The sequence below is a fragment of the Caballeronia sp. LZ016 genome, from assembly GCF_031450805.1.
GTDB lineage: Bacteria > Pseudomonadota > Gammaproteobacteria > Burkholderiales > Burkholderiaceae > Caballeronia.
Genome location: NZ_JARTVY010000001.1, coordinates 2,388,102 through 2,402,115, shown reverse-complemented (window position 1 = coordinate 2,402,115; position 14,014 = coordinate 2,388,102). Strand labels below are relative to the sequence as shown.

Annotated in this window: 15 protein-coding genes; 7 read left to right on the top strand and 8 right to left on the bottom strand. The window is 64.2% G+C overall.

The genetic code is table 11. From position 1 onward, the window contains the following. Nucleotides 1-50: 50 nt before the first annotated feature. The 7 genes from rpsF (at nt 51) to P9220_RS11345 (ending at nt 4,931) form a co-directional block, all read left to right on the top strand. Nucleotides 51-422: a 30S ribosomal protein S6 gene (rpsF, locus tag P9220_RS11375; protein ID WP_309764937.1), complete on the top strand. Its 372-nt coding sequence runs from the start codon at nt 51-53 to the stop codon at nt 420-422. A 45-nt stretch (nt 423-467) separates the two neighbouring features. Continuing rightward, nucleotides 468-767, top strand: coding sequence for a primosomal replication protein N (gene priB / locus P9220_RS11370; RefSeq protein WP_309764936.1), 300 nt, complete (start codon nt 468-470; stop codon nt 765-767). A 2-nt stretch (nt 768-769) separates the two neighbouring features. Then, nucleotides 770-1,045, top strand: a complete 276-nt coding sequence (rpsR, locus tag P9220_RS11365; RefSeq protein WP_007000150.1) for a 30S ribosomal protein S18 — start codon at nt 770-772, stop codon at nt 1,043-1,045. A gap of 28 nt (nt 1,046-1,073) precedes the next feature. After that, complete coding sequence (rplI, locus tag P9220_RS11360; protein WP_309764935.1) at nt 1,074-1,529, top strand: 50S ribosomal protein L9; 456 nt, start codon at nt 1,074-1,076, stop codon at nt 1,527-1,529. Nucleotides 1,530-1,652: 123 nt separating this feature from the next. After that, nucleotides 1,653-3,044, top strand: a complete 1,392-nt coding sequence (locus P9220_RS11355) for a replicative DNA helicase (RefSeq protein WP_309764934.1) — start codon at nt 1,653-1,655, stop codon at nt 3,042-3,044. Nucleotides 3,045-3,190: 146 nt separating this feature from the next. Next, nucleotides 3,191-3,817 (top strand): DUF47 domain-containing protein, encoded by a 627-nt coding sequence (locus P9220_RS11350; RefSeq protein ID WP_309764933.1) that lies wholly within the window; start codon nt 3,191-3,193, stop codon nt 3,815-3,817. Nucleotides 3,818-3,920: 103 nt separating this feature from the next. Then, nucleotides 3,921-4,931, top strand: coding sequence for an anion permease (locus P9220_RS11345; protein ID WP_309764932.1), 1,011 nt, complete (start codon nt 3,921-3,923; stop codon nt 4,929-4,931). Nucleotides 4,932-4,996: 65 nt separating this feature from the next. Here P9220_RS11345 and P9220_RS11340 read toward each other — a convergent pair whose 3' ends face one another. From P9220_RS11340 to P9220_RS11305, 8 genes are all read right to left on the bottom strand, one after another. Then, nucleotides 4,997-5,803 (bottom strand): SDR family oxidoreductase, encoded by an 807-nt coding sequence (locus P9220_RS11340; RefSeq protein ID WP_309764931.1) that lies wholly within the window; start codon nt 5,801-5,803, stop codon nt 4,997-4,999. 79 nt (nt 5,804-5,882) lie between these two features. Next, on the bottom strand, nt 5,883-7,007 hold the full coding sequence (locus P9220_RS11335) for an NlpC/P60 family protein (RefSeq protein ID WP_309765470.1): 1,125 nt from the start codon (nt 7,005-7,007) through the stop codon (nt 5,883-5,885). A gap of 197 nt (nt 7,008-7,204) precedes the next feature. Continuing rightward, entirely contained in the window at nt 7,205-9,070 is a 1,866-nt protein-coding gene (locus P9220_RS11330; RefSeq protein ID WP_309764930.1) for a PhoH family protein, read from the bottom strand. 400 nt (nt 9,071-9,470) lie between these two features. Continuing rightward, nucleotides 9,471-9,932, bottom strand: coding sequence for a peroxiredoxin (locus P9220_RS11325; protein WP_309764929.1), 462 nt, complete (start codon nt 9,930-9,932; stop codon nt 9,471-9,473). 64 nt (nt 9,933-9,996) lie between these two features. Continuing rightward, entirely contained in the window at nt 9,997-10,893 is an 897-nt protein-coding gene (locus P9220_RS11320) for a polysaccharide deacetylase family protein (RefSeq protein ID WP_309764928.1), read from the bottom strand. Between the two features lie 9 nt (nt 10,894-10,902). Then, nucleotides 10,903-11,958, bottom strand: coding sequence for a bifunctional UDP-4-keto-pentose/UDP-xylose synthase (locus P9220_RS11315; RefSeq protein ID WP_309764927.1), 1,056 nt, complete (start codon nt 11,956-11,958; stop codon nt 10,903-10,905). Beyond that, nucleotides 11,955-12,941, bottom strand: a complete 987-nt coding sequence (locus P9220_RS11310) for a formyltransferase (protein WP_309764926.1) — start codon at nt 12,939-12,941, stop codon at nt 11,955-11,957. The genes P9220_RS11315 and P9220_RS11310 overlap by 4 nt, the downstream gene beginning before the upstream one ends. After that, the gene (locus tag P9220_RS11305; protein WP_309764925.1) at nt 12,938-13,987 is read right to left on the bottom strand and encodes a glycosyltransferase; all 1,050 of its coding nucleotides are present in this window, start codon (nt 13,985-13,987) and stop codon (nt 12,938-12,940) included. Before P9220_RS11305 ends, P9220_RS11310 begins: the two co-directional genes overlap by 4 nt. Nucleotides 13,988-14,014: the final 27 nt, after the last annotated feature.

The window sequence follows — 14,014 nt, the reverse complement described above, 5'->3', positions numbered from 1 at the left end:
CGGTCCGACGCCCGGGCGGCTCTAATCCACAAGTAGCCCAAGGAGTGAATATGCGTCATTACGAAATCGTCTTTATCGTGCATCCCGATCAGAGCGAGCAAGTGCCCGCCATGATCGAGCGCTACAAGGCCACGATCACGTCGCACGGTGGCCAGATCCACCGCATCGAGGACTGGGGCCGCCGCCAACTGGCCTACATGATCGAGAAACTCGCGAAGGCTCACTACGTCTGCATGAACATCGAATGCGACCAGGCGACGCTCGAAGAACTGGAACACGCGTTCAAGTTCAACGACGCCGTTCTGCGCCATCTGATCGTCAAGATGAAGAAGGCCGAAACCGGCCCGTCGCCGATGATGAAGGAAGTGCAGCGCGAAGAAGCCAAGAAGGCGGCTGCTCAGCCGACCGAAGCGCAGGCTTAACGACAGTTCATCACTGTCAAGCCACCAGGGAAGCAGAATCATCTCGTGAACCGGCTGCAACTGACAGCGAGCGTCGTGGAACGCGAACCGGTGCGGTACACGCCCGCCGGCATCCCGATCGCAAGCTGCACCTTGCAACACGCCGCGGAAGTCGTCGAAGCGGGCATCGTCCGCAAGATCGAACTGACCATGCAGGCGGTCGCGGCCGGCGAAGCGAGCGGCAAGCTGGAAAGCTGTCCGATGGGCGTCGAAACACGCTTCACCGGCTTTCTGGCGAAACGAAGCCGTAACGCGCGAACCCTGGTGTTTCACATCACAGAATTGCAGGACATTGGAAAGGACTGAACATGCCCCGCCCGACTGGTAAGAAATTCGACAAGCGTCGTCAGCAACAAAACCCGCTCTTCAAGCGCAAGAAGTTCTGCCGTTTCACGGCAGCCGGTGTCGAGTACATCGACTACAAGGACACGGAAACGCTGAAGGACTTCATCGGCGAAAACGGCAAGATCACGCCGGCTCGTCTGACTGGCACGAAGGCGCACTATCAGCGCCAGCTCGACACGGCAATCAAGCGCGCGCGTTTCCTCGCGCTGCTGCCGTACACCGACCTGCACAAGGCCTAATCAGACGACGCAATAAGGAAAGCCAAAAATGCAAATCATTCTTTTGGAAAAGGTCGTCAACCTGGGCAACCTGGGCGACATCGTCAAGGTCAAGGACGGCTACGCACGTAACTTCCTGATCCCCGGCAAGAAGGCCCGCCGTGCAACGAAGGACGCGATCGCCGAATTCGAAGTTCGCCGCGCCGATCTCGAAAAGAACGCCGCTGAAAAGCTGGCTGCCGCGCAAGCGCAAGGCGAAAAGCTGAGCGGTTTCACCGTGCAGATCTCGCAGAAGGCTGGCGTCGACGGCCGTCTGTTCGGTTCGGTCACGAACGCGGACATCGCGGATGCGCTGAAGAAGCAAGGCTTCGCCGAAGTCGAAAAGGCGCAAGTGCGTCTGCCGCAAGGTCCGCTCAAGATGGTCGGCGACCATCCGGTTCAAGTGGCGCTGCACACGGACGTCCTCGTCGACGTGAACGTGTCGGTGCTCGGCGAACACGCGTAAGGCACAAGCGAGGCCCCGCGCCTCGCGAGCAGGAAAAGAAGGGCAGGAACCTCCATCGGGTCCTGCCTTTTTTGTTGTCTGATTGAAGCACCGGCCGTCTTATTTCGTCGATAATTCCACCCCATGAACGCACCGTCCAAAGATCCGCAACTCGACGCGCTGAAGGTCCCGCCGCACTCGATCGAAGCCGAGCAATCGGTCATCGGCGGTCTGTTACTGGACAATGCGGCATGGGACCGCATCGCCGACGTCATGGCGCAGAGCGACTTTTATCGCTACGACCATCGCATCATTTATGAGCACATCGGCAAGCTGATCGCGGCCACGCGCCCGGCGGACGTGATCACCGTCTACGAAGCGCTCAACATGGCCGGCAAGGCCGAGGAAGTCGGCGGGCTCGCGTATCTGAACGCGCTCGCGCAAAACACGCCGAGCGCGGCGAACATCCGCCGTTATGCCGAAATCGTGCGCGACCGCGCGGTGCTGCGCCGCCTCGTTTCCGTCGCCGATGAAATCTCCGCCGACGCGTTCAATCCGCAAGGCAAGGAAGTCCGGCAGATTCTCGACGAGGCCGAATCGCGCGTGTTTTCCATCGCCGAGGACGGCGCGCGCGGCACGCAGGGCTTTCTGGAAATCGGGCCGCTTCTGACGCAGGTGGTCGAGCGCATCGACACGCTTTACCACACGGCCAATCCGAGCGATGTCACCGGCACGCCGACGGGCTTCGTCGACCTCGACCGCATGACGTCGGGCATGCACGGCGGCGAACTGATCATCGTGGCGGGGCGCCCGTCCATGGGTAAGACCGCGTTCTCAATGAACATCGGCGAATACGTGGCGGTCGAATACGGGCTGCCGGTTGCCGTGTTCTCGATGGAAATGCCTGGCACGCAACTGACGATGCGTATGCTCGGCTCGGTCGGCCGGCTCGACCAGCATCGCATGCGCACGGGCCGCCTCACCGACGAGGACTGGCCGAAGCTCACGCACGCGGTGCAGAAAATGAGCGAGGCCCAGCTTTTCATCGACGAAACAGGCGGCCTGAATCCGATGGAACTGCGTTCGCGCGCGCGGCGCCTGTCGCGGCAATGCGGAAAGCTCGGGCTCATCATCGTCGATTACCTGCAGCTGATGTCCGGCTCCGGCAGCGGCGGTGAAAACCGCGCGACCGAAATCTCCGAAATCTCGCGCTCGCTCAAGAGTCTTGCAAAGGAACTGGACGTGCCCGTGATCGCGCTGTCGCAGCTGAACCGCGGTCTCGAACAGCGCCCGAACAAGCGCCCGATCATGTCCGACCTGCGCGAATCCGGCGCTATCGAGCAGGACGCCGACGTGATTCTCTTCATCTACCGCGATGAGGTCTACAATCCCGACAGCCCGGACAAAGGCACGGCCGAGATCATCATCGGCAAGCAGCGTAACGGCCCGATCGGACCGGTGCGCCTGACGTTCCACGGGCAGTACACGAAGTTCGACAACTTCGCCGGCGTGCAAAACTTTTACGGCGGCGAATAAGGCGAACCAACCGTTCGCCGTCGAACTGTCAGACCGTTGCGACACCTCCTTCGCGCGTGGCGCATGGCGCGGTGCGCGGGGTGCTGGGCGCAGGTACAATACGACGGTTTGATGACAGCCTCATTGACCCATCTATCGGGATTTTCATGTTCGGTCGTTTCATGCCCACCGAGGGCAAATTCTTCGAGATCTTCAACGCCCACGCGAAATGCATGGTCGACGCCAGCCGCGAGCTCGAACTGCTGATAGACAACCTCCACGAAGCCGAGGTCCACAAGCAGAACGTCCAGGCGAACGAGAAGCGCGCTGACAAGCTCACGCACGAAACCATCGACCTGCTGCACAAGACGTTCATCACGCCGCTCGACCGTGACGAAATCCACAAGCTGATCACGACGATGGACGACATCCTCGATCTCATGGAGGACGTCGCCACCGCCATTTCACTGTACGACGTGCGCGCGGTGACCTCGGAAGCGAGCCAGCTTGCGCATATCTGCACGGCCACGTGCCTGCGCGTGCAGAACGCGGTCGGCCTGCTCGAAGACATGAAGCGCGCGAGCGAAATTCTCAAGATTTGCGAGGAGATCGATCGCCTCGAGTCGGACGCGGACCGCGTGCTGCGTTCGGCCATGTCGAAGCTGTTCCGTGAGGAAGACGACGTGAAGACGCTCATCAAGCTCAAGGCGATCTACGAGCTCCTGGAGACGATCACCGACAAGTGCGAGGATGTCGCCAACATCATCGAAGGCATCGTGCTGGAAAACGCCTGATCATGCCGCCCGAGCCCGCGCTCGCGCAGGACGAATCGCGCGCGGCGGGTGCTGACGACACAGACCGGCCCGCATTTGAAGCCGGTCAAAACAACACCAACTGATGCATTCGATTCAACTCGCCCTCTGGGCCGTCGCCACGCTCGTCATAGTCGCACTCGTGTTCGACTTCATGAACGGCTTCCACGACGCGGCCAACTCCATCGCGACGGTCGTATCGACCGGCGTGCTCAAGCCGCAGCAAGCCGTCGCGTTCGCGGCCGCATTCAACGTCATCGCGTATTTCATTTTCCATCTGAAGGTCGCCGCCACCGTCGGCAAGGGAACGATCGATCCCAACATCGTCGATCACTACGTCATCTTCGGCGCGCTCGTCGGGGCCATCGGCTGGAACATCGTGACGTGGGTGTACGGCATTCCGTCGAGTTCGTCGCACGCGCTGATCGGCGGGCTCGTCGGCGCCGCGCTCGCCAAGTCGGGCTGGGGATCGCTGAACTGGGACGGGCTGCTGAAGACCGTCGCGTTCATCTTCATCTCGCCGCTGCTGGGCTTCATCCTCGGCTCGTTCTTCATGCTCCTCGTGTCGTGGATGTTCTTCCGCACGCCGCCGTCGAAAGTCGACCGGCGCTTTCGCCGCATGCAGCTCGTCTCGGCGGGTCTGTATTCGCTCGGTCACGGCGGCAACGATGCGCAGAAGACCATCGGCATCATCTGGATGCTGCTGATCGCCAGCGGCTACGCCTCGGTCACAGCGGACGCACCGCCCATCTGGGTGATCGCGCTGTGCTATCTGTCGATGGGGCTCGGCACGCTGTTCGGCGGCTGGCGCATCGTTCGCACGATGGGTCAGAAGATCACGAAGCTCAAGCCCGTCGGCGGCTTCTGCGCGGAGACGGGCGGGGCGATCACGCTATTCGTCGCGTCGTTGCTCGGCATTCCCGTTTCCACGACGCACACCATCACCGGCGCGATCGTCGGCGTCGGGGCGACGCAGAAGTTCAGCGCAGTGCGCTGGGGCGTTGCGGGCAACATCGTGTGGGCGTGGGTGCTGACCATTCCGGCCTCGGCTGCGCTTGCCGCTGCCGGCTGGTGGGTCGGTCATCACATCTTCTGAGCCTCTGCTTCTGAGCCTCTGCTTCACATTCGCCTGCGGCCCCGGTCATCCGGGGCCGCAGCGCATCAAATGATCGGCGACGACACCCCGTCCATCGGGATGATCGCGCCCGACACATAACTCGCGCGGCGGCTCGCCAGGAACAGCGCGACGTCGGCAATTTCCTCCGGTTTCGCGTAACGCCCGAGCGGCACTTTGGCCTGGCTGTCGGCGAGCACCTGCTCGCGCGTGACGCCTTGCCGTTGCGCCTCCAGTTCCAGCGCCTCCTCGACGCGCTCGGTGAGCGTCGCGCCGGGATTGATCGCGTTGATGCGAATGCCGAGCTTCGCATAGTGATGCGCGAGGCCGACCGTGTTGAGCATCAGCGCCGCGTTGGCCGCGCCGCCCGCGATGTGGATATCCGTCGCGATCTTGCCGCCCATTCCGACGATATTCACGATCGCGCCCGGCTCGGCGTCCGGCTCATTGCGCACGCGCTCGGCCATGCGCTTCAGTACGACCTGCTGCGGGTAGACGTAGGAGAAATACTTGGCGTCCATCGCGGCCTTGTAGGCGGCGGCATCGAGCGAATCGGGATCGTAGCGGCGCGCCGCGCCGGCGCTGTTGACGAGAATATCGATGGGGCCGAGCGCCGCGCTCGCTTCCTCGACGACGTCCTCGGCGCTGTGCGCTTCGTGCAGATCGGCGCGGGCGAGATGCACGTGATGGCCGTCGGCGGCGAGTTGCTCTCGCGCCCGGGCGAGATTGGCGGCATCGCGCGAGACGATGGCGACTCTTGCGCCTTCACGCGCGAACGCTTTCGCACAGGCAAAGCCGATGCCCTTGCTGCCGCCCGTGATCAGGACGACCTTGCCCGCAAGACCCAGGTCCATGGTAATTCGCTCCTATCGGTTCTTTCGTGCCGCTGTTGACGATGAACCGGAACACGATAGCAGAGAGGCGAGGCGGGTGTCAGTCGAGGCCGTCGGCGAAGCGGGCGATGGGGTCGTCGCTTGCGGCAGGCCGCGGCGCGGCGAGCGAGCCGGTCGAGGCCCGCATCGCGCGGACCGGTGCCTCGGCGGAATCGGCCGGCGCGGTGGCTTGTGCGGCGCGGGCCTGCAGGCGTGCGGCGCGCGAGGTGGGCGGCGGCGGTTCGAACGCGTCGGCGGCGGCCTGGATCGGATCGGGCGCGGCGTCGATGACCGCCGCGCCTTGCGCCTGGCGTCGTGCCGCAGTGGAGGTCGATGGCGGGGGTTCGAACGCGTCGGCGCGTACACTGGGCGGCGACTGCCGGTCGACGCTAACCGATTGCCGCGCGGAAGCCGCCGCCATCGCGGATGATTGACGTTGCGCCGCGGCTGGCGACGGCGGTGGCTCGAAGGGATCGGGGCCTGACGTCTGGCTCCGAGGCGCGCCCGCAGACGAAGACTCAGGCGCGAAGCCATCGGCGCGAGCGACGACCGACGCCGACGCTTGAACCGCCTGCGCGCCCGACTGAGGCTGCGACGCCACATACGTCGGCGCATCGAACGGCGTCGGCGCAGCCTTCGCCGGCGCGACACGGCGGATTCCGTCGAAGCGCTTGGCCCAGTAAGGATTGGTCAGGTAATCGAGCCGCACGGTCCCGCCCGTCGATGGTGCATTCACAAAACGCAGCTTGCCCACATAGATGCCGACATGGGAATGCGGGCGGCCTGTCGTGTTGAAAAAGATCAGGTCGCCGGGCGCGACTTCATCGGGCTGAATGGACTCGCCGCGTCCGCTCATTTCGGCGGTCGTGCGCGGCAGATTGACGGACGCGGCCCGGTCGACGACATAACGCACGAGCCCGCTGCAATCGAAGCCCGCGTCCGGCGTGTTGCCACCCCAGCGATACGGCACGCCGACGAGCGACATCGCCTGAATGGAGATTTCCTCGCGCCCGACGCTGTGATCGACGAAATTGGGAAAGCCCGCAGGCGGCGCGTAGGCGCGGGAAGCGGCGCCGTGAGCGGTGCTTGCCCCGGCTGAAGCAGGCTTGCGCGCGGCCTGCTGCGGCGCGGTTCCACACGCGGCAAGCAGGATGGTGACGATGAGCGGCAGCCAGATTCGACGCATTTCGAGCAGGCGGCGAGCCACGCTCGCCAGAACGGATCAATCCGCCGATAGTAGCCCGCCGCACGGCCGTGCCGCAACAGTTCGTGACACTTCACTTTAAGTTCGCGCCATAACTGTTGCTGGCGCGGGACGTCCGGTCGCAAAAAAGCCCGGCGGGATGGCTCCGGCCGGGCTTCGGTTGGATGCGTGCAGCGCGCTTAGAGAATGTCCGAAGCGTAGTCCGCGAGACGCGAGCGCTCGCCGCGCGCCAGCGTCACGTGACCGCTATGCGTCCACCCCTTGAAGCGGTCCACGACATACGTGAGCCCCGAACTGCCCTCGGTCAGATACGGCGTATCGATCTGCGCGATGTTGCCGAGACACACGATCTTCGTCCCCGGACCCGCGCGCGTGACGAGCGTCTTCATCTGCTTGGGCGTTAGGTTCTGCGCTTCGTCGATGATCACGTATTTATCGACGAAGGTCCGGCCGCGCATGAAGTTCATGCTCTTCACCTTGAGGCGCGAACGGATGAGCTCCTGCGTCGCGGCGCGGCCCCACTCGCCGGCGGCATCGTCGGTCTTCTGCAGGACTTCGAGGTTGTCGTCGAACGCGCCCATCCACGGCTGCATCTTCTCTTCCTCGGTGCCCGGCAGAAAGCCGATGTCCTCGCCGACCGGCACCGTCGCCCGCGTCACGATGATCTCGTTGTAGCGCTTGTCGTCGAGCACTTGCGCGAGGCCGGCGGCGAGCGCCATCAGCGTCTTGCCGGTGCCGGCCTGACCGAGCAGCGTGACGAAATCGACTTCCGGGTTCATCAGCAGGTTGAGCGCGAAGTTCTGCTCGCGATTGCGCGCCGTGATGCCCCACACGTTGTTCTTGTGATGCCCGTAGTCACGCAGCGTCTGCAGGAGCGCGGTCTTGCCGTTCAACTCGCGCACGACGGCATGGAACGACGGCTCGCCGTTCTGTGGCTCCAGGTAGACGAACTCGTTGACGAGCATCGACGGGCAGAGCGGTCCGGTCACGCGGTAATACGTGGTGCCGGTCTTCGTGTCCTGCCAGCTTTCCATGCCCTTCGCGTGCTTCGTCCAGAAGTCCTGGGGCAGCGGGCGCACGCCGGAATAGAGCAGGTCCTTGTCTTCGAGAACCTGATCGTTGAAGTAGTCCTCGGCGGGCAGGCCGAGGGCGTGCGCCTTGATGCGCATGTTGATGTCTTTCGACACCAGCACCACCTGACGATCCTGCCGTTCCTTCTGCAACGCGCGCACGACGCCGAGAATCTGGTTGTCCGCCTTGCCGACGGGCAGGCCTTCGACCGGCTCGATATCGGTGAGCGTCGTCTGGAAGTAAAGGCGGCCGAGCGCATCGCGATTGCCTTGCGCGGCGAGCGCGATGCCTTCGGACATCTGTCCGCCGTTGGCCACGAGCGCATCGAGCGTGCGGCTCACCTGACGCGCATTGCGCGCCACTTCCGACATGCCCTTTTTGTGATTGTCGAGTTCCTCCAGCGTCATCATCGGCAGATAGATGTCGTGTTCCTCGAAGCGGAACAGGGAACTCGGGTCGTGCATCAGCACGTTGGTATCGAGCACGAAGAGCTTGCGCAGTTCGTCCTCGACCGCGCCGCGCTGGCGGCGCTTCGTCTGGGTGCGCGCGTCGCTCGCGGGCGCGGCGGCCGGAGCGGCAGGCGTCGTGGCGGGCGCTTCGGTGCGCGCTTCGCGTTTGGGCGCACGCGGCTCTTGGGCCGCATCGTCCTGCTTTTCGGCTTTGGCGCGCGCGTCCGGCACCGGCTGCAAGAGCGCGGCGGTCTGTTTCGTGCGACGTCCGCGCGTGGCGGGCGCGGGTGCTTGCGCCGACGGCTCCTGCGGCGGCTGCGTCAGCACGTCGCTCGCGATGGCGCGCAGTGTATGCGCCGCATTGGCTGCCTGGGGACGCTCGGCGGCGACGGTATCGACCGCGCCGTTCGCGTCGTCATCGCTCGTCGCGGCTTTTCTGGATTGCTTCGACGGCCGGGCTTTGGCCTTGTACTCTTCGGCCGGAAGGAGATGGCCGAGCTTGGCCGGGGCGGTAGGCAAAGGCATGGTGTTCCCTCAGAAGGAATCGGGTCATGTATCGTGCGCCGCCTGTCGCATCCTGCTCGTTCGCCCATCTAGCGTTTAGCGCTAAGTGTCCCGCAGTTTGCGCCTGGTGGCGCGCTTCGTTGTCGAAAACGCCGGTTCGCCTAGGTTTCGATCTGCTCCTCGATGCGTAACTCGCGACGCGCGCCCGGCCGGCCAACCCGGCCCGCGCGCGACGCAAATAAAAAAGCCGCCGTCCGTGTTAGCGGAACCAGCGGCTGACTTCTCTTTCGGAGCGCCTGCGCCGTGCCCGTCCCACGTAGCCCGGGTCCATGCCGACGGCGCCGAAAGGCGCACGGCGGCAGGCGCGAAGGCAAAGGGAATGGGGTGGACAGGCGCTCATTGCGAACCAATATAACGTGCCTCAAATCGCTTGTACAGCCTCGACGATGGCCTCTACGTGCCCTGGCACCTTGATGCCGCGGAACTCGCGGCGCAGCACGCCGTCGGCGTCCACGAGGAAGGTCGAGCGCTCGATGCCGCGCACTTCCTTGCCATACATCTTCTTCATCTTGATGACGTCGAACAGCGCGCAGATGGCTTCGTCGGAATCGGAGACGAGCGTGTACGGCAGCTCCAGCTTCGCCTTGAAGTTGTCGTGCGACTTCACGCTGTCGCGCGAGATGCCGACGATTTCCGCACCCGCGGCCTTGAACTGCTCGTAGCTATCGCGGAAGCCGAGGCTTTCCGTCGTGCAGCCGGGCGTGTTGTCCTTCGGATAGAAGAACAGCACGACCTTCTGGCCGCGCAGGCTCGAGAGCGTGAACTCGCCGCCCGTTGCGGGCGCGGTGAAATCGGGAACGGGCTGGCCGACTGCGACTGGCACGTAGGTTTCTCCTTTGTCGTTGATTCTTGTGGAACGGGGCGCGCGGCGCTTCGATAACGCTCGTTCAGCCCGGCTGCACGATGAGTTCGCCCGCGCGGCCGGGAATCTCGCCCCACGTCACCGGATACGAGGGCAGCGTGGCGCGATCCAGCGTCGCATGATAGTCGCCCATCGTGGCGAAGCTGTGTCCCTGCGCACGCCAGCCGGCGAGCAACTGCTCGAACACCGGCGCGAGCTTCTGCCCTTCGAGTTCCGCGTGCAGCGTGAACACCTGATCGTGCGGGTTGTTCATCGTATGCCGCAAGAGATGCGCCGCGACGTTGCTCACGTCGACGCCATCCACGCCGAGCACTTCGTCGAGCGTCGGCAGCGTGGTCGGCATCTGGATGTGATCGAGCGTGCGGCCATCCAGCACCGGGATATACGGCGTATGCCCGCGTCCGTCGGATGCATAGCGCATGCCCCATGCGTCGATCTGCTCGAACGCGTAGCCGTTCATCTGCCAGCCTGCCGCGCCGTGCGTGACGGGCGGTGCGCCGAAAATCTCGATGAAGCGCGCATGGCTCCGCTGCATCTGCGCGACGGTCCACGCGCGGTCGCGTGCGCGCACGTTGTCCTGCCAGTACACGTGATCCCAGGTGTGAATGCCGCATTCGAAGCCGGCCTCGTGGATCGCGCGCATCTCCGATACCGCCTGCCTGCCGATATCCGGCCCCGGCAGCAGCACGCCATACATGAGCGTCCTGATGCCGTAGTGCTCGACCACCGACGTGCGCGACACCTTCTTCAGAAACCCCGGCCGGAACACGCGGCGCAGCGCCCAGCCGGTGTGATCGGGGCCGAGGCTGAACAGGAAGGTCGCACGGGCGCTGTACTTGTCGAGCAGACGCCCGAGGTTGGGCACGCCTTCACGCGTGCCGCGCAGCGTATCCACGTCGATCTTAAGGACGATGCGAGCCACGCGCCGGCCTCAGTTCTGATCGGCCTGTTCGACCAGCTTGCGCGCCTCGCCCACGATGCCGCGATACGCTTCGAAGATCTTGCGCAGGGCGTCGTCCATCGTGGCTTGCGGTGCCCAGCCGAGGTCCTGCATCGTGTTGTCGATCTTCGGCACGCGGTTCTGCACGTCCTGATAGCCTGCGCCGTAGTACGCGCCCGACGAGGTTTCGACGAGCTGCACCTGCTTCGCGGTTTCGGCGTATTCGGGGAACTCGTTCGCGAGCGCCAGCATCTTGTTGGCGAGCTCGCGCACCGAGAAGTTGTTCGTCGGATTGCCGATGTTATAGATCTTGCCCGTGGCTACGCCGCCCTTGTTCTCGATGATCTTCATCAGCGCGCCGATGCCGTCGTCGATGTCCGTGAACGCACGCTTCTGCGCGCCGCCATCGACGAGACTGATGTTCTCGCCGCGCACGATGTGGCCGAGAAACTGCGTGACCACGCGCGACGAACCTTCCTTCGGCGTGTAGATGGAGTCGAGGCCCGGGCCGATCCAGTTGAACGGACGGAACAGCGTGAAGTTGAGACCTTCCATGCCGTAGCCCCAGATCACACGGTCCATGAGCTGCTTCGAGCACGCGTAGATCCAGCGCGGCTTGTTGATGGGGCCGTAGGAAAGCGTGGAGTTCTCCGGGTCGAACTGCTCGTCAGTGCACATGCCGTAGACCTCGGAAGTCGACGGAAACACCAGATGCTTGCCGTACTTCACGGCCGAACGCACGATCGGCAGGTTCGCCTCGAAGTCCAGTTCGAACACGCGCAGCGGCTGCTTCACGTAGGTCGCGGGCGTGGCGATGGCGACGAGCGGCAGGATCACGTCGCACTTCTTCACGTGATACTCGACCCACTCCTTGTTGATGGTGATGTCGCCTTCGAAGAAGTGCATCCGCTCGTGATTCGCGAGCTCGCCCAGGCGATCGGTTTGCATGTCCATCCCGAAGACTTCCCAGTCGGTGGTTTCGAGGATGCGCTTGGACAGGTGATGGCCGATAAAGCCGTTGACACCCAGGATGAGGACTTTTTTCATGAATGACGAGTGGATTGAATGAGTCGGCCGAATTCGGCGGGATCGATAGCGCGTTCTTCGCCCAGGGGTTGCGAAGCGGCGTCGAGCAGCCGATGGCGCAGTTCGTGCACGGCGATCACGCGGCCGTCGCCGCAGACGCCAAACAGCGCATTATCCGTCACCCTTAGGCCTGGCGGCAAACTCCGCAGTTCGGCCAGCTTGTGCGCCGGCACGCCGGGCGCGCCGGTTTCGGACACGAGGCGCGCGCGCGCCACGATGAAGCGATGCTCGTCGATATCCGTGAACGCGCCGGGATAGGGCGGGGCGACCGCGCGAATCAGGTTGTAGACGCGCTGCGCGGGCTGCGTCCAGTCGATGCGCCCGTCCTCCGGCTTGCGTCCGCCGTAATAGCTTCCGGCGGAGAGATCGTTCGGCAGATGCGGCGCTTCCCCGGCCAGTAGCGCGGGCAGCGCGCGCCAGAGCGTCTGTTCGGCGGCGACCACGGTTTTATCGAAGACCTGGGCGGCGGTGTCGTCGGGGAGAATCGGCACGGGCGTCTGCGCGACGATGGCGCCGGCGTCGGGCTTCGCCGCCATCTCGTGCAGCGTCGCGCCGGTTTCCGTCTCGCCGTTGATGACCGCCCAGTTGGTCGGCACGCGGCCGCGATACTTCGGCAGCAGCGAGCCATGCATGTTGTATGCGCCGCGCCGGGCGAGCGCGAGCAGCGTCACCGGCAGCATGTGCCGGTAGTAAAACGAGAAGATGAAGTCGGGCGCGGCTTTGGCGACGGCGGCGTGCACGTCGGGCGACGCCGGATCGGCGGGCGTGATGACGTCGATGCCATGCTCCGCCGCGACCTGCGCGACGCTGCCGAACCAGATGTTCTCGGTGGCGCTGTCCTCGTGCGTGACGACGAGCGCGACATCGACGCCGCGTGCGAGCAGCACCTGCAGGCAGCGCACGCCGACGTTGTGATAGGCGAAAACGACGGCGCGCGGCTTCATCGGCCGTTGTCCTCGCGGCTGACGACGGCCGCAACCGGCTGGACCGGCCGCATCACGGTCTGCATCGGCTGGTCCGCGACGGGCAGGCCGTCGCGCTGTTCGAGGATGGTCTGCACCAGATAGCGCGGCCGTGCGCGCACTTGCTGATAGATGCGGCCGATGTATTCGCCGAGCAGCCCGAGCGCGAAGATGATCACGCCGAGCATGAAGAACGTGATGGCGAACAGCGTGAACACACCCTGAACTTCCGCGCCGAACATGAAGCGGCGAATCAGCAGCAGCACGAAGAGTCCGGCTGAGCCGACCGAGAGGATCACGCCGATGAACGACAGCCATTGCAGCGGCACGACCGAGAAGCCGGTGACGAGGTCGAAGTTGAGGCGAATGAGGCTATAGAGCGAATACTTCGATTCGCCCGCGAAGCGCTCCTCGTGCGCCACGTCCACTTCGATCGGGTTCTGCGCGAAGGTGTACGCGAGCGCGGGAATGAACGTGTTGATTTCGCCGCACCGGTTGATCGTGTCGATGATGTGCCGGCTGTATGCGCGCAACATGCAACCCTGGTCCGTCATCTTGATCTTGGTGATGCGCTCGCGCAGGCGGTTCATCGCGCGCGACGCCTTCTTGCGCCACAGGCTGTCCTGGCGCTGCTGGCGGATCGTGCCGACGTAGTCGTAGCCTTCGCGCATCTTCGCGACGAGCTTGCCGATCTCTTCGGGCGGATTCTGCAGGTCGGCGTCGAGCGTGACGACGATCTCGCCGCGCGATTGCTCGAAGCCCGCGAGAATCGCCATGTGCTGGCCGTAATTGCCGTTGAGAAGGATCACGCGCGTGGTATCCGGACGCACGTGGAACTGCTGGGCGAGCAGCGCCGCCGACTTGTCGCGGCTGCCGTCGTTGATGAAGATGACTTCATACGACGTGCCGAGCGCATCGAGCGCCGGGTACAGGCGCTCGAAGAGGGCGGCGAGACCGTCCGCCTCGTTGTACACCGGAATGACGATCGAGACTTCGGGCGAATTCGCCGGAAACTCCGTATGACTCATGTGGCTGTGCATTTCCTGTGCATTTCA

What these genes read in the sequence shown, in the direction of transcription:
- rpsF (WP_309764937.1), top strand. Translation starts at nt 51, where the DNA reads ATGCGTCATTACGAAATCGTCTTTATCGTGCATCCCGATCAGAGCGAG.
- rpsR (WP_007000150.1), top strand. Translation starts at nt 770, where the DNA reads ATGCCCCGCCCGACTGGTAAGAAATTCGACAAGCGTCGTCAGCAACAA.
- rplI (WP_309764935.1), top strand. Translation starts at nt 1,074, where the DNA reads ATGCAAATCATTCTTTTGGAAAAGGTCGTCAACCTGGGCAACCTGGGC.
- P9220_RS11355 (WP_309764934.1), top strand. Translation starts at nt 1,653, where the DNA reads ATGAACGCACCGTCCAAAGATCCGCAACTCGACGCGCTGAAGGTCCCG.
- P9220_RS11350 (WP_309764933.1), top strand. Translation starts at nt 3,191, where the DNA reads ATGTTCGGTCGTTTCATGCCCACCGAGGGCAAATTCTTCGAGATCTTC.
- P9220_RS11345 (WP_309764932.1), top strand. Translation starts at nt 3,921, where the DNA reads ATGCATTCGATTCAACTCGCCCTCTGGGCCGTCGCCACGCTCGTCATA.
- P9220_RS11340 (WP_309764931.1), bottom strand. Translation starts at nt 5,803, where the DNA reads ATGGACCTGGGTCTTGCGGGCAAGGTCGTCCTGATCACGGGCGGCAGC.
- P9220_RS11335 (WP_309765470.1), bottom strand. Translation starts at nt 7,007, where the DNA reads ATGCGTCGAATCTGGCTGCCGCTCATCGTCACCATCCTGCTTGCCGCG.
- P9220_RS11330 (WP_309764930.1), bottom strand. Translation starts at nt 9,070, where the DNA reads ATGCCTTTGCCTACCGCCCCGGCCAAGCTCGGCCATCTCCTTCCGGCC.
- P9220_RS11315 (WP_309764927.1), bottom strand. Translation starts at nt 11,958, where the DNA reads ATGAAAAAAGTCCTCATCCTGGGTGTCAACGGCTTTATCGGCCATCAC.
- P9220_RS11310 (WP_309764926.1), bottom strand. Translation starts at nt 12,941, where the DNA reads ATGAAGCCGCGCGCCGTCGTTTTCGCCTATCACAACGTCGGCGTGCGC.
- P9220_RS11305 (WP_309764925.1), bottom strand. Translation starts at nt 13,987, where the DNA reads ATGAGTCATACGGAGTTTCCGGCGAATTCGCCCGAAGTCTCGATCGTC.